This window comes from Enterococcus canis NBRC 100695, from assembly GCF_001544375.1.
GTDB lineage: Bacteria > Bacillota > Bacilli > Lactobacillales > Enterococcaceae > Enterococcus_H > Enterococcus_H canis.
Window position 1 is genome coordinate 15978 of the sequence record NZ_BCQJ01000003.1, and the last position, 24422, is coordinate 40399.

Here is a 24422-nt window from a genome sequence, read left to right on the forward strand (position 1 = left end):
GTTACGCAATGACTGGGTCTTTTCGTTAGCCTAAGTAAGCAGGAATCTCTGCTAAAGAGGTAAAAATACGATCTGCTTTGGCTTTCATTTCTGCCGTTGGTGGCAATAAATCTGGTACTAAGAAAACCGGAATCCCCGCCGCATGACCTGCTTTGATACCATTTAAGGAATCTTCCAGGACTAAGGTTGTTTGTGGTTCACTGGCCATGATGTTTATAGCTTCGATAAAAATCTGCGGATCCGGTTTGGCTCGAACCACATTTTCAGCTGAGACAATCTCGTTAAAACGATGCGCAATTCCCGCTTGATCTAACAAATGCTCAATAACCGGTCGGTTATTACTAGACGCTACTACTCGGTTAACGCCTAAGTCGTCCAAATAATCTAACATGGTCAAAACGCCTGGTTTCAGTTGAACATCACCTGCAATAAAACGGTCTTTGATGGCTTCATGTCCTCGTTCGATAAATTCTCGCACTTTATCCGCACCAAAATCACGATAAATCACATGGTATTCTTCCCACATTTCCGCATCAGAAACACCCAGAAAACGCAAATACAAATCTAAATCATAGGGGAAGGACATGGCATCCGCCACTTTTTGTGTTTCTTCATAATACAATTTTTCCGTATCAAAAATCAGACCATCCATATCAAAAATTACACCCTTAAGCTCCATTGTTACCTCCCAGTTCTCCTAATAGTTCTCGCACTTGCGATACAAAATACAAGGATCCAGTGATAATCAACACATCATCTGGTTCCATCTTTTCTAGAATTTCGGCTAAGCCAAACTGCCATAATGAAACGATCGTTGTTTCCTCATCTTCCAGATCCCGCAAGTCTGCAAGATCCACGGCCTTCGGATAGGCGAACGTCGTCAAATAACGCCGTGAGCGAGGAATTTGCTTTAATAGCTCGACCATCTCATGGATATTTTTCGTGCGAATAGCGGAAAATAGAAAATAAATTCGGCGGCCTTTGAATTCCTTCTTCACATTTTGGACTAAGCGCCGCATGGCATGGTCATTGTGGGCCCCATCCAAAATCACTAGTGGTTCTTCTGAAACGCGCTCCATTCTGGCTGGCCAAAATGCTTGCATTAAGCCGCTAGCAATCACTCGTTGCGGCTCGCGAATCCCTTGTAATTGACAAAAGACAAAAAACAGCTCAATCGCCATGCCGGCATTTTCCGTCTGATGTTCACCTAACAACGGAATTTTTAAATGCTTGAGCTTGCCTGCTTCATTGGCAAAATCAAAGACTTCGCCCCACTCTTCGTCAGGGTGCAAATAATGCGTTTCGTAATCCACACCATACTTATAAATTGGACTATTCATTTTTACCGCTTGTTCTTGGATGACAGCTAAGGCCGGTTCAACGATATTACCGGTAACTACTGGAATCTCTGGCTTAATAATGCCAGCTTTTTGTTGGGCAATGGCTTCAATCGTATCCCCTAAAATTTCAGTGTGATCCATGCCAATCGTCGTAATACCTGTCAGAATCGGCGCTACAACATTAGTACTATCCAGCAAGCCCCCTAGTCCAACTTCAATGATGGCAACATCGATTTTTTCTTGCAAAAAGTGATCAAAGGCCATCGCCGTTAAGGTTTCAAACTCGGTAATTCCCGCAACAGCTGGTACTTGGTCCAAGTCATTTACTAGTGGCTGAAACTTCTCCACAAGCTGGATTAATTGACGATCCTCGATGGCTCGGCCATTGATGGCGATGCGTTCATTAAAACTTTCAATATAAGGCGAGGTAAAAGTTCCCACCTTCAGTCCTAGTTCTTGCAGCAAGCAACGTAAATAGGTAACCGTGGAACCTTTACCGTTGGTACCGGCAATGTGGATGGTTGTCACTTTTTCTTGGGGATCATTTATCTTTTTTAACAGTGCTTGGACCCGTTCTAGACCTGGTCTTGAACCAAAAGGCAGCCGGCTGTGGATCCATTCAATTGCTTCTTCGATTGTCATATTTCTCAACTCCCACTTCATTATAGCGAAAGCCATCAGTTATTTCATGGGAAATCGCTTTGTTTTTGCGAGAAGGGCGAAAAAGACCGCCACGATGATTCGTGACGGCCGATTTTTATTCGATAGTACGCAGGCTAACAATCCGTTCTTGGACCGCAGCTTGTTTTTCTAAATAGTCTTTTTCTTTCGCCTTTTCACCTGCGACAACGTCTTCAGGAGCATTGGCAACAAAGCGTTCGTTGGCTAATTTTCCTTGAACCCGTTTTACTTCTTGGTCCCATTTTGCCAATTCTTTTTCTAACCGGGCGATTTCTTCTTCGATATTGATCAATCCCGCTAATGGCAAGTAAATTTCTGCACCGGTCAAGACTGCCGACATCGCTAAATCTGGTGCCGTGATCTCACTATCAATCACTAATTCTTCTGGATTACAGAACCGTTCAATATAACTTGTATTTTCTAGCAAGAAAGTATTAACTTTGGCATCCGTCGTTTTAATCAACAAAGTGATGGGTTTTGATAATGGCGTATTCACTTCTGAGCGAATATTACGGACTGAACGAATCAATTCCATCAAAACAGCCATCCCATCAGCTGCCGTATGGTCATCAAATTCAGGGTGGGCCACTGGATAATCCGCCACCACCAGGGATGTTCCCTCATGAGGAATTTTGCTCCAGATTTCTTCCGTCACAAATGGCATGATTGGGTGTAATAACCGCAAGATTTGATCCAGTGTATGAACCAAGATACTACGCGTTGTTTGTTTGGAAGCTTCATCATCTCCATAAAGAACTTCCTTACTCATTTCGATATACCAGTCACAGAAGTCGTCCCAGATAAAGTTATACAGCTGACGACCCGCTTCACCAAACTCAAAACGATCGAACAAATCGGTTACTTTGGTGATTGTTTCATTTAGACGCGTCAAGCTCCAACGATCAGCGACAGTTTTATCGCCAGTCAGATCAATGTCAGCCACCGTCATCCCTTCCACGTTCATAATAACAAAACGAGAAGCGTTCCAAATTTTATTGATAAAGTTCCAAGCTGCATCCATTTTTTCATAACTAAAACGGACATCTTGGCCTGGTGCTGAACCATTTGATAAGAACCAACGTAAAGCATCCGCGCCGTATTTTTCAATCACGTCCATTGGATCAATTCCGTTACCTAGTGATTTCGACATTTTACGTCCTTGTTCATCACGAATCAAGCCATGGATCAAAGCATTTTCAAAAGGACGTTCGCCAGTGAATTCCAGGCTTTGAAAAATCATACGGCTTACCCAGAATGGTAATATGTCATAGCCCGTAACTAAGGTATTCGTTGGGAAGTAGCGCTTATAGTCAGGACTGTCTGTATCTGGCCAACCCATCGTCGAAAATGGCCATAATGCCGAACTAAACCAAGTATCCAACACATCCGGATCTTGAAGCCAGTTTTCAGCATCGACTGGTGCTTCCATGCCGACATACATTTCGCCAGTTTCTTTATGATACCAAGCCGGAATTTGATGGCCCCACCAAAGTTGACGAGAAATTACCCAGTCATGGACATTTTCCATCCATCGTAAGAAATTTTGATTAAAGCGTGGGGGAAAAAAGTTTACGGCATTATTTGTGTCTTGATTAGCGATGGCCTTTTCAGCTAATGGCGCCATCTTAACGAACCATTGCGTTGATAGACGTGGTTCGACTACTACGCCTGTCCGTTCAGAATGACCGACACTATGGGTCATTTTTTCGATTTTTACTAGTCGGCCTAATTCTTTCAAATCAGAAACAATTAATTTACGAGCTGCAAAACGGTCCATGTCAGCATACTTGCCAGCCAATTCATTCATGCTACCATCATCGTTCATAACATTGACCCGTGGTAAATCGTGACGATTACCCACCTCGAAGTCATTAGGATCATGAGCTGGGGTAATCTTTACGACACCAGTCCCAAACTCCATATCAACATATTCATCCGCAATAACCGGAATTTCTTTATCTACCAATGGCAAGATAACGGTTTTGCCAATATATTGTTGATAACGTTCATCTTCCGGATGGACTGCCACCGCGGTGTCCCCTAACATCGTTTCTGGCCGGGTAGTTGCGATTTCCAACTCACCAGTCCCGTCACTTAACGGGTATGTCATATGGTAGAAGGCTCCTTCGACATCTTTATGGATTACTTCGATATCGGATAAAGCGGTCCGAGCTTGTGGATCCCAGTTAATGATGTATTCGCCACGATAGATCAAATCTTTTTCATACAATTTAACAAAGACTGTCCGTACCGCTTTTGATAAGCCATCATCAAGGGTGAAACGCTCCCGACTATAGTCCAATGACAGGCCTAATTTAGCCCATTGTTCACGAATATGGTCTGCGTATTCTTCCTTCCACTCCCAGACTTGATCAACAAATTTTTCGCGACCCAAGTCATAACGAGAAATTCCTTGTTCCCGCAATTTTTCCTCTACCTTAGCCTGCGTAGCGATACCCGCATGGTCCATTCCTGGTAACCATAACGTATCATACCCCTGCATCCGTTTTTGACGGATGATCATATCTTGCAAAGTGGTGTCCCAAGCATGACCTAAATGCAGTTTTCCAGTTACATTAGGTGGCGGAATCACGATTGAATAAGGCTTGGCGTTTTGATCACCACTTGGTTTGAATAAGTCTTGTTCAAGCCAAGATTCATAGCGGCCCGCTTCAACTTCTTGCGGATTGTACTTGGTTGATAAATTATCAGACATAATGCTCCTCCTTTAGTGCTAAGTTTGATTGTAAAAATTATGAGCCGGCCATTCTCCACAGTTATTGGATTGAGTTGCGTATCACTAGTATTGCTCTACATCGCCTCTGTCTCTCTTTGAGAGCCAATCGCTGTGTTTCAATGCTGCGGACACTACTCGCATACGCCACTAGTATTGCTCAACATCACCTCTGCCTCTCTTCGAGAGCCAATCGCTGTGTTTCGCAACAAAAAAGCCCTAAAATACGATTGTATTTTAGGACGTAATAGCTACGCGGTACCACCTAATTTGCAGAATGTTTCTGCCGCTCATTGTGCGTGTTAACGGACGCAAGGCGTTTATTCCTACTGCGATGTTCAGAATAAAGACTCCCAAGCTACCTTCACTAGTATTTGTTAGAAACGTTTCACCTAGTCGTTTCTTCTCTGAAAACAAAATTCCAGTTACTCTTCTTGTTCTTAGTCTTGCCTTATTCTACAATGCACTATCAAGTTAGTCAAGGACTAGAGTGCGCTAGCAACGGCTAAAGCTTGTTGATAGTCTGGTTCTTGTGACATTTCTGGTACAATTTCTTCATAGACAATTTTACCGGTTTGATCTAACACAAATATTGCACGAGCATACCGGTTCAATTCTGGAATCAAGATACGGTAGCTTTCGCCAAAATGATTTTCAGGATCATGCAGCATTTGCATGTCTACTCCCTCAGCGGCGCACCAATGCTCTTGTTCTTCGCGAGTGTTATTAGAAATCGTCAAAAACTGCACGGTAGCCAATTCACCAGCTAATTGATTGAAACGCTTGGTTTGGATAGAACAAACGCGTGTATCAATATCTGGTACCACACTAATCAAGATAGGTTTTCCCAGCAAATCCGATAGTTGGATGACCTGTTTTTTTAAATTCAGTAATTGAAAGTCGGGACTTTTCTCTCCCACTTTTGGTGGTTCACCGACTAACGCGACCGTCTGGCCTTTTTTAGTTATATTCACGAACATCCCTCCTAGCTTCAGTATAGAGGAGGGATGTTTAGAATACAAAATAAGTGCCTATTCTAAAACGTCTTGCAGTTTTCGTGCGGGAAACTTGTCGTCAAAGTAGATTAAGGTTTGTAGTTCGGTGGTTAAGTCGATGTACTGAACTTTCACGTTACTTGGCACGATAACTCGGTCGGGCGCAAAATTTAAGATTGCCGTAATCCCCGAAGCTACGATGACATCAATTGCCTCTTGCGAAAACTGACTAGGTACGGTGGAAATCGCCACACTGGCACCCGTTTCATTAACAACTTTTGTAAAATCTTCCATTGGGTAGACCTTGAGCCCATCAATTTCACTGCCCACAACACATGGATCGTTTTCAAAAGCACAAACGATATTCAAATTTTCATTTCGGCGGAAATTATTTTTAATCAAAGCTCGGCCTAAATTACCGCAGCCAACTAACGCGATACATTTCTCTTGCTGCGTATTCAGAATACTACTGAATACCTCAATCAAATAAGGTACATCATAGCCATAGCCACTACGACCTAATTCGCCTAGATGAGAAAAATCGCGCCGAATTGTTGCTGGCGGGACTTGGATCATATCGCTAAATTCTTTTGATTTGATACGTGTTACACCTGATTCACCTAACATTTTTAAATAACGCAAGTACAACGGAAATCGTTTTGCCGTTGCTTTCGGAATTTCTCTTTTTGGTGTCATATGATATCCCTCTTTGTTAATTTATTCACATATCGAGTGTATCATGGATTCAAGATTCCTTCAACAACTTTGTGAAGTAAACGACAAAGATGAGGATTCCCTCATTCAGCTTTGTTTTTTATTTACTTTAAGATAACACCGCCACAAAAAATGAGACTGCTTAAGTAAGCAATCCCATTTAGACAGGTTATTTTACAGAACCTTCTGCCACGCCTTTGATAATTTGTTTTTGCATGAAGAAGTAGAAAATGATAACTGGCAATACGGCAATGACTAAACCCGCTAACGCTAAATGCCATTGTTTTGTGTATTGTCCGAAGAAGAAAAACATCTTCAAAGGAATTGTTTGTGTATCCGGTGAGTTAATGACCAATGAAGGCAACAGATAATCATTCCAGATCCACATTGTATTCAAAACTGCTACGGTTACCGTCGTTGGCTGTAACATAGGGAAAATGACTTTCCAGAAAACTTGGAAACGATTAGCCCCGTCAATAATAGCTGCTTCATCTAATGCTTTAGGAATTGATTTCAATGCTCCATGATAAAGGAAAATCGACATACTTGCACCAAAACCTAGATACATAAAGATGATCCCGACTTGGTTCAACATTTGTGCCTTCCCAAAAATACTTACTAAAGGAATCATAACTGATTGGAATGGTACTAGCATGGCTGCTACAAAGCCCATGAAAATAATCGTACTAATTTTTGTTTTGCTTCTTTCCAATGCATAAGCACACATTGCTGAAAAAATTATAATGAATACCACACTAAAGATCGTAATAACTAAAGAGTTAAATAAAGTCTTCAAAAAATCCAATTGTGTAAATGCTTCAGGATAGTTGGCAGTAGTAAAGTTTTCCGGCACACCTAAAGGATTTGTAAAAATTTCTTGCTTTGTTTTAAAAGAGTTCGTCAGCATTAGGTAAAATGGAATCAACCAAATTAATCCTAATAACAATCCTAAAAGGGCGCGTCCAAGTTGTTTGGGTGTGCTATTTGGCATTATGCTTCGACCTCTTTTCTCTTAGTTAAGTAGACTTGCGTTAAGGAAATGATAGCTACGAATATGAAGAAGACTACCGCTTTAGCCTGTGCATAGCCCATTTTATTTTCCAAGAACGCTGTGTTATAGATATTCATTGCCACCATTTGAGTAGAATTGTATGGTCCACCGTTGGTTAATGATAAGTTTTGATCGTACAATTTGAAACAGTTTGATAAAGTCATAAACAAGCTGACTGTGAAACCAGGCATAATCAAAGGAAACTTAACATTCCAGAATTTTTGCCAAGCTGTTGCCCCGTCTAGATCGGCTGCTTCTAGCAGTGACTCGTCCACACCTTGTAAGTATGAGATATAGATAACCATGATATAACCTGACATCTGCCAGCACATCACGATGACCATAGCCCAAAAGCCAGTTTCTGTTGTTGATAGCCACGTTTTTAGTGCGGGATTGCCAATCATATCACCAATGGCTGAAAAGGCATTAATAAAAATAAATTGCCAGATGAAACCCAGAATCAGCCCACCAATCAAGTTAGGCATAAAGAAAATCGTTCGTAAAATGTTGGCACCCTTGAATTTGCTTGTAACCAGCATTGCCAAACTTAAACCAATCACATTGATCAAGATAATAGAAATAACGGCAAATTTTGTTGTAAACCAGATGGCATTCCAAAATCCTTCGTCAGAAAACAGCCGTTGATAATTTGCTAGTCCTACGAAGTCGCCTTGTGCAACTGCATCCCAGTTAGTAAATGAATAATAGATCCCATAAATAAAGGGAACAATCACGACTAAAATCAGTGCAATGACGACGGGCGCCGAAAAAAGGTAAAACCAAGTCTTTTTTTGATGTTTCATCGTCTTCTCCTCCTAATCTAAAACACGAGAAAGTGCCTCATCCAGCCCTCTCTCGTGCAGACTTTAAGACTTATTTTCTTTCGTCACTCCATTTGTCTTGTGCAGTTTTAACAACTTCATCCCATGATGCTTCGCCAGCAACATATTTTTGGATTTGTGCACCGACAGTTTGTTCACCCCAACCTGCAGGGTAGCCCATGAAGACCCAACCAGTTGTTTTGCCTTCAGTATAGTAAGTGTAAACTTCTTTTGATAATGGATCAGAGATTTTATCTGTATCGAAACCTTTGTAGGCTGGTACAAATTTGAAGTCTTCCAAGACGATTTGTTTACCTTCATCCGTTGTGTATAGGTAATCTAGGAAGTCTTTTGAAGCTTGAACTTCTTCATCAGAAGCATTTGGATTTACACCCCAGTACATTGGTACACCGACAGGAATCGTTCCTTCGGTCACGCCGTCGATTGGAATTGGTAATAAACCAATATTGTTATTTGCCAAATCTTCATTGATACCAGCAATCGTTGGGTAAACCCAGTTACCTTGTTGTGTCATAGCTACTTTTCCGTTAGAGAAAAGTTGTTCGATTTGTTGAGAGTAGTCTAAGCTATTAGTTGGTTGAACAGAATATTTATTGCTAATGTCGATATATTTTTTGAATTGATCGCCATATTTAAACGAAACAGTTTTTGATTCATAAGCTTTCATGACATCATTATCAAATTCAGCATTTAAAAAAGCATTAGATCCATGTAAACCTGTAATCCATTGTTCTTTAGCTGCTAATGCAAATGGTGCATCAATACCCAATTCAGCTTTTTTCTCATCCAAAGTTTTAGCTGCAGCTTCTAAGTCTTCTAATGTTTTAATTGAAGAAGCATCGATACCGGCTTTTTCAAAAATTTCTTTGTTATAAAGCACACCATACCCTTCAATATTGTATGGTAACCCTAAAACTTTACCATCTTTGGTTGAACCAGTTAAGGTACCATCTAATGCTTGCTTAGCAGCTTCTGTATCAGACAAGTCTGTTAGACTCTTTTCCCACATATTAACATCTTCTGGCCCACCAATATTATAAATATTTGGTTCATTACCTGAAGAAAATTTTGATTTCAAAGCTGCACCGTAGTCGCTACCACCACCAACTGTTTCGATATTAATTTTAACGTTTGGATGTTCTTCTTCATATTTCTTAGCCAACGATTCGAATTGATCCTTAAACTCTACTTTAAATTGGAAAATATCGATTTCTGTTTTATCACCACTGGCACTATTATCAGTACCACCTGCATTATCTGATGCGTTACCGCAGGCAGCCAAGCTCAACCCAATTAAAGCTGTAAAAGAAACTAAACCAATTTTTTTCCACATTTGCATTTTCATGTTTCGTCCTCCTAATCTTTTCTACACACTTATTATGCAACCGATTTCACTAAGTGTCAATTCCGTTTCCAATGTTACCGATAACATAAATTATGTCATAGTTTGTTTAGTCTAGACATTCAGGTAAATAACTTACTTATTGCTATCTGTCAAGCAATCGGTTTCGTTAATTTTCTAATAAATCTCCTTAGTCGATTTTTACAATAAAAAAAGCAAGAGGTTTCCCTCTCGCTTTATTAAAAGAAATCCGCAAACTCGGCTTCTTTCTTCCCAACTTTTACTTCTTCGATTTTAAGTCCTGCTAAGGAACGTTCAATCATTCCCACAACATCTAAACGTTCTTCGTAAGCCAATACTTTTTCTAGTTTAGGACGTGTTTTAGGTTGCGGTGGCGCAAAAATCGTACAGCAATCTTCAAATGGTTGGATGGCTAATTGGAATGTGTCAATTTCTTCGGCAATCTCAATGATTTCGGTTTTATCCATGGTCACTACAGGACGGATAATGGGGGTTGCCGTTACTTCATTGATAGCTACCATACTCGGTAAAGTTTGTGATGCCACTTGCCCCAGTGACTCGCCGTTAATAATGACTAAGCCTTTCCGTTGTTCCCGGATCAAATCAGTTAGGCGCAACATAAAGCGGCGCGTAATGGTCATCCAGTAACCTTCTGGGACACTTTTTTTGATTTCTTCTTGAATCTCCGTAAAAGGAACTTCGATAAATTGGATACTACCGGCGTAGGGGGCTAGCTTCTCCGTTAAATCTTTGGCTTTTTGCAGCGCTTGTTCACTAGTGTAAGGTGGTGAGGCAAAGTGAACGGCCTCAATTTCAACGCCCCGTTTCATTGCTAGGTAGCCAGCAACAGGTGAATCAATTCCCCCAGAAAGCATCAGCATGCCGCGACCACTCGTACCTACTGGTAAACCACCGGCTCCTTTGAGTGTTTCACAAGAAAGATAGGCGCCATCTAAGCGGATTTCTACGCGCAAATCAATGTCTGGTTTACGCATTTGCGCTTGAATGCCAGGGAAAGTGTCGACTACGGCATTACCTAAGAGAAGATTCAGTCCATGAGTATCTAGTTCAAAGTTATGGTCGGAACGCTTAGCCGTGATTTTAAAGGTCATGCCTGTTTGATAACGCTCTTTAACTAAAGCCAAGGCGATCTCTTTAATAGATTCCAACTCTTTTTCAACCCGAATGCTAGGAGAAAAGTTTTGGATCCCAAAGACTTTTTGTAGCAGAGGCATCACTGCTTGACTATCTGAACCGTTCAACAGTAAATGCATGCGATCACGATCGGCGTGGATCTTGATATCTGGAAACGCGGCTAACGTCCGTTTAACATTTTGAGCTAATTGATTGATAAAGACTCGGCGATTCTTACCTTTGGTGGAAAGTTCACCGTAACGTACCATAATTTCTGAATAATTCACTGTAAAACTCCTTTAGTTTAGTTTTGCAAATTTTTGATACAGCTGATTGAAGATAATCATAAACTGTTCCGCCTCGGCCATGGTGTTGCTTTCATCTAAGCTGACCCGGACAGCGGTCGTGGCAATATCCCCCGGTACATGCATCGCGTGTAGCGTACTACCGGCAACTTTTTTGCGGCTAGAACAAGCACTAGTAGTTGAAATATAAATTTGTTTTTCTTCAAAAGCATGGACTACGACTTCCCCGCGAATACCTTTAATCCCAAAACACAGAATATGAGGAGCAAACGCATCGGTAGCTTCCGTAAACAATGTTACATTTTCATACTCAGCTAAAGCAGCCCGTAAGTAGTCACGAATCAACCGCACATGACGTGGTTTTTCAGCAATTTTTGCTTGATACAAGTTCAAGGCTTTAGCCATTGCGACGATCCCCGGTGTGTTTTCAGTCCCACTCCGTTGATTTTGTTCCTGACCGCCGCCATTCATCAAGGGCGCTAACTTACGATTAGGATTCCAATAAAGAAAGCCTACACCGCGAGGCCCGTGAAATTTATGGGCGGAAAACGTGGCAAAATCAACCCGTTCAGTTAACCACTCTGCCAGGGGCACTTTACCGATTGCCTGCACTGCATCTACATGAAAATGAATCGTCGGGTATTCAGCCAACACTTCGCTAATAGCAGGAATAGGTTGGATTGAGCCAATTTCATTGTTAACTGCCATAACCGAAACTAAAATCGTATCTTTGCGAATCTTTTGCTTTAACATAGTCACGTCGACAAAGCCATGTTGATCAACTGGTAAAGTCTCGACTTCAAAACCGGATTCTACTAATTGTGCTGCCGCTTCACTGACAGCTGGATGTTCAATTGCCGAGATCAAAATATGTTTACCAAAAGCTTGTTTCGCTAATGCGGTCCCCTTGATGACCCAGTTGTCGCCTTCAGTTCCGCCACTAGTAAAAAAAATGCTCTGCGGAGACTTATCAATACTTTGCGCAATCTGCTTGCGGGCCTCTTGCAGAAGCCGTGTTGCTTGGGTACCTAAATCATGAAGACTGGAAGGATTGCCCATGATACGTTGGCTTGTTTTTACATATGTATCAAGTGCTGCCGGATAAATGGCCGTTGTCGCACTATTATCAAAATAGATCAATTGTAGGACTCCTCTTTTAAAAAATTCCTACCTATTATATATTTTTTCCTGCTGACTTTCAAATGCTAATTCTTTTGCTCCCTTAGTTTCAATCACTTGTCTTCCAGCGGATTTTATAGGTATACTTAGCGAGAGAACAAAAATGGAGGGAAGAAATTTTATGACATTGACAGATACGTATACTTTAGCAAATGGTGTCAAAATTCCAGTCGTGGGGTTAGGTACTTGGCAAACTCCTGACGGTAGCGAAGCCGAAGAATCTGTGCGCGCAGCCTTAAAAAATGGTTACCGCCATATTGATACAGCTGCAGCTTATGGAAATGAGGCTAGTGTGGGTCGGGCGATTAAGGAAAGTGGCATCCCGCGGGAAGAAATTTTTGTCACTTCTAAACTTTGGAACACGATGCACGGCTACGAAAATACTTTAGAGGCTTTTGATGAAACTCTGACAAATTTAGGGATGGATTATTTGGATCTTTATCTGATTCACTGGCCCAACCCCATCAAATTCCGCGACAACTGGGAAGAAGCCAATGCAGGTTCTTGGAAAGCGATGGAAGAATTATACGAAGCCGGCAAAATCAAAGCCATTGGTATTAGTAATTTCCGTGAACATCACATTGATGCCTTACTAAAAACAGCTAAAATCACGCCGATGGTCAATCAGATTCGTCTGACTCCTGGGGATCCACAAACCGCTTTAGTCAACTATTGCCGTGATCATGGTATGTTGCTAGAAGCATATAGCCCATTAGGAACTGGTAAAATTTTCGAAGTTCCTGAAATGAAAGAGCTGGCTGAAAAACATCACAAAACGGTTGCGCAAATCGCGCTGCGTTGGTCTTTACAAATGGGCTTCTTGCCATTACCAAAATCGGTTCATGAAAACCGGATCCAAGAAAACGCTGATATCTTCGATTTCGAATTATCTGGTGAAGATATGGCGTTAATCGCTGAATTGAAGGACGTGGCCGGAACTGCCTCTGATCCTGATACAGCTACCTTCTAAAGCATAAAACCTAAAGACAATCAGTGGCTGTCGCGTCATTTTTTAGCGACCCTCCCACTGGTTGTTTTTTTCATACATAATTAGTTTTTTTCTATAAAATGAAGAGTTACTGAGTTTTCCTAAATATTTTTCATAGTGATTGTAATTTTCAGAAAATTTGTTATTATTAGACAAGTCAAAAAAATAACACCTTTTTATTGAAATGAGGAATTATTATGGAAAATAAACTAGAAAAACAACTCACTTCTCGCCATATTACGATGTTAGCGTTAGGGGGCGCGATTGGAGCCGGACTTTTCAAAGGAGCAGGCGAAGCCATAGGTATTGCCGGACCGGCTGTCATGATTGCCTTTTTATTGGGAGGCATTATCCTTTTTATCGTCATGAAGGGACTAGGGCGACTGGTCTTGCATCAAGAGCAGCATAACAGCGGCTTATCAGGACTGATTGAACCCTTACTAGGTGGTCGAGCTGCCCACTTTACTGATTGGGTCTATTGGTCACTCTGGATGATCAACATTATTGCCGAAGCCGTCGCAGCAGGTAGCTTTCTACAACTGTGGTTTCCTCACACACCGGTTTGGTTATTCGTGCTCTTGATTGCTCTCTTGACAACGATGATCAATTTGTATTCGGTTCGTTTGTTCGCCGAAACCGAATATTGGCTAGCATTTGCTAAAATCAGTGTCATTATCTTGCTTATTTTGTTTGGTGGCTACCTCGTGATTCAACAGTTTTTTGAAACAGGACCGCAGGCTTTTGCACAGTTAACTGCCAATGGTGGATTTGCACCTCACGGTTTAAAGGGCCTGATGAATGCCATGTTAGTCGTGATTTATTCTTATGGTGGCTCTGAATTGATTGCCATCACAGTTAGCGAAACCGCCGACCCTAAGAAGGCCATCCCGAAAGCTATTAAGGGCGTTATGGGGCGGATTGTTTCCTTTTACTTATTACCTTTGTTTCTCTTAATGGTGATTTATCCTTGGCAAACACTAGCTCACACATCGGTTAGTCCCTTTGTCATGGTCTTTCAAAAAATGCACATTCCTTTTGCCACAGATATTGTGAACTTTGTGATCGTATTGGCGTTGTTCTCCTCCATCAATTCTGGCGTATATGCTTCATCTCGTACCCTATATTTCCGCCTAAAAGACCGAACTGATGGACCAGCTCAAGCGTTGACTAAGCTGAATGGTCATCGCGTGCCACAGCGGGCCGTCTTGTTCTGCACAGGTACTCTTTATATTGGTGTAGTGTTCTCTTATTTCTTAGGAAATGATTTATTTAATTATTTAGTCGGTTCACTTTCTTATTCAGTCCTTTTGATTTGGTTATTGATTAGTTTTGCGGCTTGGCGCTTAGCTCAGCAACAAGGACAAAAATTGCAGCTAGCTATTGGCAGTTTGGCAATTTTGGCTTTACTAATCATTCTATGCGGCATTTTTGCTACCAATAATCTGGTTGTAACACTCGTTACCGCGGGTCTTTACGGCGTGATTTTACTAAGCTACCGCACAGCACCTTTGTTGAAACAAGCCTAAAAACAGGAACTTTCCAATCTTTGGAGAGTTCCTGTTTTTTAGAAATAATAAGTAAAGAAAAGAACCAATGAACATAGAAAGCCCGCAAATAACCCATCACGCCAAGTAATCGTGTAGCGCCTAGCATAAGTTCGAGGACCTTCCGTAAAGCCACGGGACTCCATGGCGACGGCTAAGGTTTCCGACCAACGGACCGCTTTGACTAATAAAGGTACCAATAGGCGCGGCGACCACGCAACAGCCGTCACACCACGGGCGGCTAGGCTTGCCCGTACATTCTGGTATTCTATCTGAATCAAAGGGGCAATATGGAAGGCAGCTAAAAGACCATAAGCAAAAGTGCTAGGCAGACGTAATTGCTGTTGCAATGAATAGCTAAAATCCGTCAACGTCGTTGTGGCAGCAAAGGAACTGCCTAACAACCCAAAACAGAATATACGCGATGCCAACTGTAACCCGTAAAGCAGGGGGCCTGCTGAACCGGCCGTTGTCTCGGTGCCATAAAAGTAGCCACTGAAGAAAACGCCGACTGCGGCTAACGTCAAGATGCCTAACAGCTTAAGCAGCTCTTGCCACGAACGATAGCAGCTGACAACTACTAAAAAAATCCCTGCTAGTACCACGTTCAAGACCAGATTATTTTGAAAAGAGACGACTAACGCGCTCAATAGGATCACGCCAAACCTGACGGTGGGGTTGAGAGTCCGCATGACTTGCCTCCTCTCGGTAATTTGTTAAGTCCACTAATTGGCTAGCAAATACGTTTAAAAGAGCTAAATCATGACTGACTACCAAAACAGTTGTCCCCTGCTGAGCCTTTTGATGCAGTAACGTCATGATGCGCCAAGCATTCTCTAAATCTTGACCATATGTCGGTTCGTCGCACAAAAGTAAGGCGACTTCCCGCTGCAAAAAACTGGCGACTGCCAGGCGGCGTTGCTGTCCTTGACTTAATTGAAAGGGAGAACGGTCCCTTGCTTCCCATAAGCCTAATTCCTTTAAGCCGGTTGTTGTCCCTAGTTCTGCTGTCACCGTTGTCATGACAAATTGATCTTGGGGATTCTGCATGATCCAGCTGATGTTACGAAAGATATTACGCTTTTTTAAACGCTGACCTGCTAGTAAAATGCTTCCTTGGTAAGTCCGCAGTTGTAAAATACTTTTTAAGAGACTGGTTTTACCAAAACCGCTGGGAGCATAAAGACCAATCAAGTCTCCTTTGCGAAAACTCAAATCTAGCCTCAGTTCACCCGTAGGTAACGGTAAACGGTAGCCGTCAAAAATTAATTGCGGCGTTGCTGGTTGCAGCGGCTCAGGTAAGGGTAGTGCCGCTTGCCGAATCTGTTCTAAGGTCGTCAGCTCCGCCGTGGTTAGCCAAGTTCCTTCTTCCAAAAGCAACCACTCAGAAAGCCATTGCCAATGACTGGTTTGATGATCCACAATCAATAAACCGACTTGCTTTTGTTGCAATTTTTGCAACTTGAGGCTCAAACGCTGTGCAGCGGCGAAATCTAGATTAGCAAAAGGCTCATCTAATAAGAGGTAGCGACTTTCTAAAGCGACACAGCAAGCTAAGGCAACTAACGGCTTTTCACCGTCAGATAAGGTTACGATTTTTCGTTTGGCCAACGCTTCGATCTCACAAAACCTTAGCGCTGCCATGACTTTTTCAGCCATCAAATCGGGCTCTATCTGGATATTTTCCAAACAAAATAGTAATTCTTCTTCCACGGTTTCCATACAAAATTGACTGTCGGGATTTTGAAACATCATACTGATATGGCGGACCCGTTCACCACCTGCCATGCCAGTCACTTCTTTATCATCCACCCAGACAGAAGTCTCAGGGAGTAGTGTCAGACCCGCTAGGCCCAATAACAAGGTACTTTTACCACAGCCAGAGGGTCCATACACACCTTTTGCCTCGCCAGGCGCCAATGAAAAGTCGGTTGCCACACCTTGCGACATAAGTTTTGCGGTTAGGCTCACTGACTTACGCCTACTTTATATTGATTCAGAACACCCATTTTGGCTAAATGATCTACCGTTATTTTCACTAATACGCCGGAAAATAGTAAGGCAGATAGCCAGCGGATCACAAAAATCGTCAACAACAGCTGCCAAGCCAGACCGGTAAAATTGGCGCGGTAGATGCCCCAGATGAAGCTGGTAATAGTGGCCATCGTTGCACCGATGAACAAGGAGGACCAGCCCGCCTTGCGGTAACCGGTGGCCGCAAAACCTGCTTCGGTACCAATTCCTTGAACAAACCCGCTAACAAAAATAATCGGACCATAAAAGTTCCCCATAAAAACCTCCAAGAGTGCGGCAATCATTTCAGTGATAGTGGCGACACCTGGCTTTTGGATCACATACCCAGCAAAAGCAGCCGCCATAAACCAAACGCCGAAAATGAATTCATTTGCTAAAACAGATAGACCAAAAGGCGTTAACAGAACACCTAAATAGACACCGAGATGGACCGCACCTAAGTAGATTACGCCAAAAACCAGCGAAGTGATACCTACCATAATGATATCTTTCAGTTGCCACTTAAACATGTGCTGTACCTCCTAATGAGGGACTATTAACAGAAATCGTTGCCTCTAAGACATAATGCGGTAAATGCTCATGGGCATAACTTAGTGCCGCTTCAAAATAAGCAAAAAGTTGTTGCGCTGTTCCAGTCAGAAAAGTAACGTAATGGGCCGATTGAGGAGCCAAGCCCATCTCTTGCGCTAGCGCCACAATATGGGCAATCTCTTCCATATAGTCTTGGCCAAAACTGTAAAATGAATATTTACAATGGACGAGAAAATCACCTTTTTCACGAATCAAAGCTTGATTAGGCTGTGCCTGACTACCATTCAGATAACTATCCCCCTCTTGGTCCCCAGGACAACCTTTGGAAAAGGTCAACTCCCCTACCATGTGAGTTGTTGGTTCATAGGTGTTGATAAATAGTGCAGCGGTCGCGTCAACAACACTTGCCTGTTCCCCGCGGTACAAGGTACTGAAAAGATCAGTTTGACTCCAAACGGCTTCCGTCACTGTTTCATTGATACTTTTTAGAAGTGTATTTGCGTAGTCGTCTTTCATAGGATAGAGACTGACGCGGCAACCTGTGATATCTATTTTGCTTAGTGAACATTCTGTCATGTGATTCATCCTCTCCTTTAATTTTCTGTCCATCAAAAAAAGCGTTCCTCCTTTTTCATATCCACTGACAGACAGAAAAAAGCGAAACGCTACAAAAGTTTTGTACGTTGCCACTTCCCTACGTTGGTACTAACCAAATCAGGTTCTAAGGGACTAGATTTTCATCTATCTCAGCCAAAGGCGCCCCTAGTGGATAATCTATTCTACTTTACATGGGCAGTGTAGCATATACCAAGAGTGGATACAATAAAAAAACACTTTGTCTATTATACTGGCCATTTCCGGGTGAACTAATACCTAAAAATTGCCTAACAAAAAAGCCTTGGCTTGCGCCAAGACTTTTCTACATCATATCGCGGTTATTAAAGTAAAATGCTTCAATTCGTTTGAAAGCACCTGGTTCAACTTTTTCCAAAGCCGTTCCGATTTCATCTAAAGCATCTTGGTAACGGTAATCTTTATTAAACAGTTCCAAGCTCTTTTCGATGGCATCACGGATGTTTGCATGGGTATGACGATAACGGTTAGCATATTGCATCATTTGTTCCGTCAAAGCCGCACTGTCAACCAAGTCGTTGGTTTTCTTATCTAGCAATTCTAGATCTTCTTCACACAATTCGACTAAATGATTGATTTCTTCCATATTGATGCGGATTTTGTTTAATTCTTTGCTTAACTCTTCGATACGATCTGTAGCAACAAAGAAGAATTCCAGATAATCTGCCGGCAGACCTGGCAAGCGTTGTTTTTCAACGTAACGCTTCAAGTTGCGCAGTTTAAATTCAAACTGGTCGATTTTCTCTTGCGCAACTTTTTCCCCTTTACGGAGATCATGCAGTGAGCTGTCGATTTCTACTTGTTGGTTTTCGATATCGTTGAGGATTTGGTAAGCATCTTTTAAGAAGCTTTGAACGATAGAATAAGGAATCGTATGTTCATCCAGTTGTGGTTGTAACGCCTCAAATTGACGAGTCAACTCTTCTAATTCTGTTTGGAAACCACGGGAGCGTCCCAATTCATTGTGATTCAAGGTGTAGCTTTGAGACGTATGGTCCAATTCGATCATCAATTGACGGTTGTTTTTCTTCGCATGATCGATATACTCACCGACCGTCTTTTGATTGCTTTGTACGTATTTTTTCGCGTCCATTTCGCGTTCAAGAACGTCATAGAGACCATCAATAGCGGCTTCTAAATCACGATTGCTGACTTCAACTGAATCAGCTTCCGTTTTTTCTAGATCCCCCATTGTTGCCTTCACTTTGTTGCGAACACGTTTGATGTCATCAGCAAAATTTTTCTCTGGGAAGACATAGTAATCGCGCACCATCTTGTTGTAACCATCTTCGATCTCTTTTAATTGATCTGGATAGGTTTTGTTCAAGTCAGTGTAAAGTGGTGGAATACGTTTGATCAAATCTTCTAATTCATAAGTGTGGCGTTCAGCTTTTTCGAGAACTTCACGAGCTTCAATCGGATCGCCTGAAGTATTCAATGTTACAAACTGGGTAAATTCAATCTCGACATTTTTCACTTGCTTTTGGAGTTCACTGTAGGCAGGTCCGTAGCTAGCGCTGTCTTCTTTCAACTGTTTCTTCAGCTCTTCATACACATCAAGAGCCTGTTGGACCTCAAGGGAATTACGTTCTTCACTCTCACGAAGCTCTTTTAATCCTTTACGGATCTCTTCGACTTGGCGTTCCATTTCAGCCATAGTCGTTTCAGCTTCTGCAACCGCGTTTTTCGCTTTTAGGAAACGGAAAGTTTCATTAAGGTTTTCCACCTCAAAGATTTGGCTTTCCAACTCTGCAAAAGAGGTTGTGGAGATATCGGTCCATTTTTGGTTCCACTCACGGAAAGTGTTTTGGCTTTGTCCAACCAGGTGCATCTTTTTCACTTCATCGACTTCTTCAATAACAGGCAGATCAAACAAGGTTTCTTTGCGTTTTTCTAAAACATCCAGACGTTCTTGATTTTTCTTTCTCATAAAATAGCCGACTAGATAAAGTACAGCCGCGACAATGATGATTGCGATGACAATTCCAATGATTACATTGCTTCCCATGTAGGTTCCTCCAATAAAGTTCTTCTATTGACAACTTTTTCGTTCATAGAAAAAGGGTTCTTTATGATTAACAGGCTGAAAACTCTATGGCAAATTATATCATAGTCCAGACCTGGTAGCACTAACTAAATCAAAAAATTCCCTTGGAGAAACGTTGATTTTTTCTAAAGATTTTCTATTCAGTTTGGTAAATATTGAAGCAATTCAGGGAGTCGTTTTAGGACGATATCAGCTTGTGACTGATCTAGTTCTTGGGCTTGTTTCAAGGCGAAGACAGACATACCGCTTGCTTTAGCAGCTTGGATTCCTTTAGGAGAATCTTCTACCGCAATCGCTTGCTGCGGTAGAACCGCCAAGCACGTCAAAGTGTGTTGATAGATAGCGGGATGCGGTTTGCTTTCTACAAACTGTTCGCCGCTTACGACACAATCAAAATACCCAGCTAGTCCGGTTGTTGTCAACATATGCTTGATCTCACTCATAAGCGATGAGGAAGCAAGTCCAATTTTAAGCTTTCGTTCTTTCAAGGATTTCAAAACGCTTGGTACATCAGGATTTAAAAGCGTCACATAGTCAGCCGGATGCGTTTCTTTATAACGCTCGTAAGCCGCTTGCATCGCCGCTACCTCAGCAGGTTCCTTGATAAACTCAGACCAAAATTGCTGCATGTTTCCTCCTACAAAATAGCTAGGCGGATAAGCCTCCAATGAAATTCCCTGTGATGCAAGGAATTTTTTGCGTCGTTCATAGTAAAAACCTTCACTATCAACTAACACGCCGTCCATATCAAAGATGACTGCTTGTACCGTCATTCGTCTGTCCTCCTTACTTAAAAGACACCATCTATCAGTTTACCAAAAAAATATAAAAATTTAAAGACCTCCCAACGATTCCTTTCAGAAAATCCATGAAAGAAAGTGCGCGTCAGCTTGATTTTTCCAGAAATCTCTTGTATTCTGTTAAAAATGAAAAAAACATTAGAAAGGGGCGTGGATAAAATGAAGGTCGTAAAATTTGGCGGCAGTTCGCTAGCCTCTGCTACGCAATTAGAAAAGGTCGTCGCAATTTTGCAGGCAGATCCCGAAAGACGCTATGTCGTCGTCTCAGCGCCAGGAAAACGCACGGAAGAAGATATTAAAGTAACCGATCTTTTACTACAGATTTATGATCGGCTTTCTCAAGAGTTGGACGCTAGCACGCTGATTGAAGAAGTCATCAGTCGTTATCAAGCTATCGCAGATATTTTTCAATTACCTAGCGAGATTATGAAAAAAATCCGCGACCATTTTTTAAAGCTTTCCCAGCTCGCGATTGAAGAAAATGATTTTCTGCGTGATACCATCGTAGCCAGTGGTGAGGATATGAACGCCCGCCTAGTAGCTGGCATTTTGAATCAGGCAGGCTTAACGGCGCGCTACTTGCATCCTCGTGACTTTGGTCTTTTGGTCACTGCCGAGCCTGGCAATGCCCGTATACGTCATTCTTCTTATAGTAAAATGGCCAAGTGGAAAAATAGTCAGGAAATTTTAGTGATTCCTGGTTTCTTTGGCGTCACAGATACAGGACAGATCTGTACTTTTTCTAGGGGCGGCTCAGATATCAGCGGCTCTATCGTAGCGGCGGGTGTCGCGGCGGATCTTTATGAGAATTTTACCGATGTTGACGGGATTTACGTCGCCCATCCAGGCATCGTTCATGAACCTGAAATGATTGAAGAACTGACTTACCGTGAAATGCGTGAGTTGGCTTATGCTGGCTTTTCCGTTTTTCACGATGAGGCTTTGATGCCTTCCTACCGAGCTAAAATTCCGGTGGTCATTAAAAATACCAATAATCCCACTCATCCTGGGACGCGCATTACGCTAGACCGGACTACTCACTCGCGACCGGTTGTCGGTATTGCTGGCGATAGTGGTTTTGTCTCTCTGTATATCAGCAAATATTTGATGAACCGTGAAGTTGGTTTTGGTCGCCGTGTCTTACAGATTTTTGAAGACTTTGGTTTGAGCTACGACCATATGCCCTCTGGAATTGATGATATTTCGATTATCTTACGAGAAAACCAATTGACACCTGTTCTTGAAGAAGAACTTTTACGAACCTTAGCCTATGAGCTGGATCCTGACGAGCTACGCATCACCCATGACCTCTCAATTTTGATGGTAGTTGGGGAAGGCATGCGCCAACGGGTCGGGGTCACCGCCGAAACAACCGCCGCCTTGGCCCGCAAAGAAATCAACTTGGAGATGATCAATCAAGGTTCTTCTGAGGTAAGTATCATGTTTGCCATTCATAATGAGCAAAAAGCCAAAGCGATTCGTGCGTTATACTATACATTTTTTGATTAGGGAGGCCTTCATATGGGATTGATTGTCTTGATGGGCGCACAAGCAGTAGGGAAAATGACCGTTGGAAAAGCTTTGACGCAGCAATTGGACGCCAAGCTTTTATATAATCATCAAACAATTGACCCTTTTGCCACTTTTTTAGGCTACTCGGCGCCCACTTTCCAACTGTCAGATTGGATGCGAAAAGAATTATTTCAAGCCTTTGCTACCCATCCTGAGCTACGGACCTGTGAACACTTGATTTTTAGTGTTTTAATCAATTTCGATGATCCGGCTGATAAGGAATTTTTGGCTGACATTAGCAATATCTTTCTGGCCCAGGATTTACCAGTCTATTTTGTTGAATTAGTGGCAGATTTAAACACACGTTTGCACCGAAACACCACGTCAGAACGTCTTGCCGCTAAACCTTCTAAACGCGATATCGAAGCGTCCCAAACAGAATTATTAACAAGCCATGCGACACATCGCTTAGTTTCACTGCCACAAGAGCTAACAACCCTATTTCCGCAAATTCCGACTTATGTCTTAGATAATTCGCAACTAACGCCTACAGCAGCGGCAACGGCCATTGCTAGCTTTATCCATAGACATAAAAATAAATCGCCACAGGCCTAACTAAAAGACCGTGGCGATTTATTTTTATGACTATTTTTTTGGGCCGTTAAGGCTTGGCGAATCCGTTCTTCCGGTGCATACTTTGCTTCCCAATCGGCTGGTTTCAACACTTTTTCCGTGATAGGGTCATAATGCGGTTGGCCATCTGGAAACAGCTTGCCCATATTGGCCTCATGCACAATAGTAAAAATTGGAGCTGGATCAACACCTAACATGACAAAAGAACCATAGGTCAAATACAAAAGATCCGTCAGAGCATCTACTTCGTCCACTAAAGGATCGGTTATTTGCTTCTGTTTCCCCTCGATTTTGGCCGCCGCCCGATCAAGCGCTTGGTGCATCTTTACTACCTGCTCGGCGAAACGTTCTGGCTCACCTTCGACAGCTGCGTATAAAAATTCCGTGATTTCTTCTATTTTAAATTCCGCCCGATGTTCAGCCAACTCAGCGTCAAAGGCAGTCGGCTGTTTGGGTATCCGTGGATCAAAAATCTGATGAAATTCCTGTGTTTGCTCATAAGGCGTCCTCATCAAAGCCCTCCTCCAACAAGCCATAATGGATCAGTGCTTGCTTAATCCCATCTTCGTCATTCGGTAAAGTAACGTAATCCGCAATTTCTTTAATCTTGGGTCGGGCATTGCCCATGGCCACACCAATCCCCACGCCTGTTAGCATTTCTAAATCATTATAGCTATCGCCAAAAGCCATAATTTCATGCAACTCCAGCCCCTTAGCTTCTGCAAAACGTTCAATTCCTCGTAATTTAGAGCCACCTTTAGGAATCATGTCAGCCGTATAAGGATTAGAGCGGGTAAAATGTACCTCTGGCAATTTGTTTTCTAACTTGCCCGCCTCACTAGACGGACTCAGTAAAACACATTGATAGATTGGCTCTGCTAAAATCGCTAATTCCCGGTAGCGTCCAGGACGATTTTCCGGATTAAATCGTTGTAAGAGTCGTTTGATACTTCGAACCGAGGATTTAGGAATCAGTTTTGCAAAGCGTTTTAAATAAGCATTTTGGCCCAGCGTCATAATTTTACTGCCGTCAATATGATCAGCGGCGCCAAACATGATTTGCCGTTGTTCTTGCTCCGCAAAGTCCACGATTTGGTTCAGCACACTTTGAGAAAAGGGATCGGCAAACAGCACTCGTTCCCGGTCATACACATATTGTCCGTTATAGGTGATAAATACATCCAAAGGCAGCTGATTGATCTGCTCATTCAGGCGATGCGGCCCGCGACCAGTTGCCACTCCGACAATGATGCCCTGCTTTTGAACAGCCTCTAATGCTCGTCGTGTTGAGGGAACTGTTTTTGCCTGGCTAGTGACTAAGGTGCCATCGATATCAAATAAAATAGCTTTAATCATAATTCT

General features: G+C 42.3%; 22 protein-coding genes, 1 riboswitch and 1 other annotated feature. Of the genes, 4 read left to right on the forward strand and 18 right to left on the reverse strand.

Going from position 1 to position 24422, the window contains the following annotated elements; genetic code table 11:
* Positions 1 to 25 precede the first annotated feature (25 nt).
* From ECA01S_RS05405 to ECA01S_RS05450, 10 genes are all read right to left on the reverse strand, one after another.
* Positions 26 to 679, reverse strand: a complete 654-nt coding sequence (locus ECA01S_RS05405; protein ID WP_067392308.1) for an HAD family hydrolase — start codon at positions 677 to 679, stop codon at positions 26 to 28.
* The gene (locus ECA01S_RS05410) at positions 669 to 1982 is read right to left on the reverse strand and encodes a bifunctional folylpolyglutamate synthase/dihydrofolate synthase (RefSeq protein ID WP_067392311.1); all 1314 of its coding nucleotides are present in this window, start codon (positions 1980 to 1982) and stop codon (positions 669 to 671) included. Before ECA01S_RS05410 ends, ECA01S_RS05405 begins: the two co-directional genes overlap by 11 nt.
* Before the next feature lie 115 nt (positions 1983 to 2097).
* Positions 2098 to 4737, reverse strand: coding sequence for a valine--tRNA ligase (locus ECA01S_RS05415; protein WP_067392314.1), 2640 nt, complete (start codon positions 4735 to 4737; stop codon positions 2098 to 2100).
* A 253-nt stretch (positions 4738 to 4990) separates the two neighbouring features.
* Positions 4991 to 5206, reverse strand: a binding site (T-box leader).
* A gap of 34 nt (positions 5207 to 5240) precedes the next feature.
* Positions 5241 to 5735, reverse strand: coding sequence for a thiol peroxidase (gene tpx / locus ECA01S_RS05420; protein ID WP_174519965.1), 495 nt, complete (start codon positions 5733 to 5735; stop codon positions 5241 to 5243).
* A 51-nt stretch (positions 5736 to 5786) separates the two neighbouring features.
* Positions 5787 to 6446, reverse strand: a complete 660-nt coding sequence (locus ECA01S_RS05425; RefSeq protein WP_067392319.1) for a redox-sensing transcriptional repressor Rex — start codon at positions 6444 to 6446, stop codon at positions 5787 to 5789.
* Positions 6447 to 6633: 187 nt separating this feature from the next.
* A complete protein-coding gene (locus tag ECA01S_RS05430) occupies positions 6634 to 7455 on the reverse strand; it encodes a carbohydrate ABC transporter permease (RefSeq protein ID WP_067392322.1) in 822 nt (273 codons plus the stop codon).
* Positions 7455 to 8318, reverse strand: coding sequence for a carbohydrate ABC transporter permease (locus ECA01S_RS05435; protein ID WP_067392325.1), 864 nt, complete (start codon positions 8316 to 8318; stop codon positions 7455 to 7457). The genes ECA01S_RS05430 and ECA01S_RS05435 overlap by 1 nt, the downstream gene beginning before the upstream one ends.
* A gap of 70 nt (positions 8319 to 8388) precedes the next feature.
* Entirely contained in the window at positions 8389 to 9702 is a 1314-nt protein-coding gene (locus ECA01S_RS05440; RefSeq protein WP_082703255.1) for an ABC transporter substrate-binding protein, read from the reverse strand.
* A gap of 236 nt (positions 9703 to 9938) precedes the next feature.
* The gene (gene thiI / locus ECA01S_RS05445) at positions 9939 to 11141 is read right to left on the reverse strand and encodes a tRNA uracil 4-sulfurtransferase ThiI (protein WP_067392327.1); all 1203 of its coding nucleotides are present in this window, start codon (positions 11139 to 11141) and stop codon (positions 9939 to 9941) included.
* Positions 11142 to 11153: 12 nt separating this feature from the next.
* The gene (locus tag ECA01S_RS05450) at positions 11154 to 12299 is read right to left on the reverse strand and encodes a cysteine desulfurase family protein (RefSeq protein WP_067392330.1); all 1146 of its coding nucleotides are present in this window, start codon (positions 12297 to 12299) and stop codon (positions 11154 to 11156) included.
* Positions 12300 to 12459: 160 nt separating this feature from the next.
* On the opposite strand from ECA01S_RS05450, the gene ECA01S_RS05455 reads away from it, so the two are divergent.
* Together ECA01S_RS05455 and ECA01S_RS05460 are read left to right on the forward strand one after the other, a co-directional pair.
* The gene (locus ECA01S_RS05455; RefSeq protein ID WP_067392333.1) at positions 12460 to 13308 is read left to right on the forward strand and encodes an aldo/keto reductase; all 849 of its coding nucleotides are present in this window, start codon (positions 12460 to 12462) and stop codon (positions 13306 to 13308) included.
* A 215-nt stretch (positions 13309 to 13523) separates the two neighbouring features.
* Positions 13524 to 14852 (forward strand): amino acid permease, encoded by a 1329-nt coding sequence (locus ECA01S_RS05460; protein WP_067392336.1) that lies wholly within the window; start codon positions 13524 to 13526, stop codon positions 14850 to 14852.
* Positions 14853 to 14890: 38 nt separating this feature from the next.
* Here the strand turns inward: ECA01S_RS05460 and ECA01S_RS05465 are convergent, their stop codons facing one another.
* The 6 genes from ECA01S_RS05465 to ECA01S_RS05490 form a co-directional block, all read right to left on the reverse strand.
* Positions 14891 to 15562, reverse strand: coding sequence for an energy-coupling factor transporter transmembrane component T family protein (locus ECA01S_RS05465; RefSeq protein WP_067392339.1), 672 nt, complete (start codon positions 15560 to 15562; stop codon positions 14891 to 14893).
* Complete coding sequence (locus tag ECA01S_RS05470) at positions 15489 to 16820, reverse strand: ATP-binding cassette domain-containing protein (protein ID WP_217994735.1); 1332 nt, start codon at positions 16818 to 16820, stop codon at positions 15489 to 15491. Before ECA01S_RS05470 ends, ECA01S_RS05465 begins: the two co-directional genes overlap by 74 nt.
* Positions 16821 to 16837: 17 nt before the next feature.
* A complete protein-coding gene (locus ECA01S_RS05475) occupies positions 16838 to 17413 on the reverse strand; it encodes an ECF transporter S component (protein WP_067392345.1) in 576 nt (191 codons plus the stop codon).
* A complete protein-coding gene (locus ECA01S_RS05480; protein WP_067393167.1) occupies positions 17406 to 18011 on the reverse strand; it encodes a YkoF family thiamine/hydroxymethylpyrimidine-binding protein in 606 nt (201 codons plus the stop codon). The genes ECA01S_RS05475 and ECA01S_RS05480 overlap by 8 nt, the downstream gene beginning before the upstream one ends.
* Positions 18012 to 18109: 98 nt before the next feature.
* Positions 18110 to 18209, reverse strand: a riboswitch (TPP riboswitch).
* Between the two features lie 145 nt (positions 18210 to 18354).
* The gene (ezrA, locus tag ECA01S_RS05485) at positions 18355 to 20076 is read right to left on the reverse strand and encodes a septation ring formation regulator EzrA (RefSeq protein ID WP_067392354.1); all 1722 of its coding nucleotides are present in this window, start codon (positions 20074 to 20076) and stop codon (positions 18355 to 18357) included.
* A 179-nt stretch (positions 20077 to 20255) separates the two neighbouring features.
* On the reverse strand, positions 20256 to 20888 hold the full coding sequence (locus tag ECA01S_RS05490; protein WP_067392357.1) for an HAD family hydrolase: 633 nt from the start codon (positions 20886 to 20888) through the stop codon (positions 20256 to 20258).
* A 186-nt stretch (positions 20889 to 21074) separates the two neighbouring features.
* Between ECA01S_RS05490 and ECA01S_RS05495 the strand changes: the two genes are divergently transcribed.
* Both ECA01S_RS05495 and ECA01S_RS05500 read left to right on the forward strand, forming a co-directional pair.
* Positions 21075 to 22424, forward strand: coding sequence for an aspartate kinase (locus ECA01S_RS05495; protein WP_067393170.1), 1350 nt, complete (start codon positions 21075 to 21077; stop codon positions 22422 to 22424).
* Positions 22425 to 22436: 12 nt separating this feature from the next.
* Positions 22437 to 23042: a DEAD/DEAH box helicase family protein gene (locus ECA01S_RS05500; RefSeq protein WP_067392360.1), complete on the forward strand. Its 606-nt coding sequence runs from the start codon at positions 22437 to 22439 to the stop codon at positions 23040 to 23042.
* Here the strand turns inward: ECA01S_RS05500 and ECA01S_RS05505 are convergent.
* Both ECA01S_RS05505 and ECA01S_RS05510 read right to left on the reverse strand, forming a co-directional pair.
* Positions 23039 to 23572 (reverse strand): pyrophosphohydrolase domain-containing protein, encoded by a 534-nt coding sequence (locus ECA01S_RS05505; protein WP_067392363.1) that lies wholly within the window; start codon positions 23570 to 23572, stop codon positions 23039 to 23041. The genes ECA01S_RS05500 and ECA01S_RS05505 overlap by 4 nt on opposite strands.
* On the reverse strand, positions 23556 to 24416 hold the full coding sequence (locus ECA01S_RS05510; RefSeq protein ID WP_067392365.1) for a Cof-type HAD-IIB family hydrolase: 861 nt from the start codon (positions 24414 to 24416) through the stop codon (positions 23556 to 23558). Before ECA01S_RS05510 ends, ECA01S_RS05505 begins: the two co-directional genes overlap by 17 nt.
* Between the last annotated feature and the right edge of the window lie 6 nt (positions 24417 to 24422).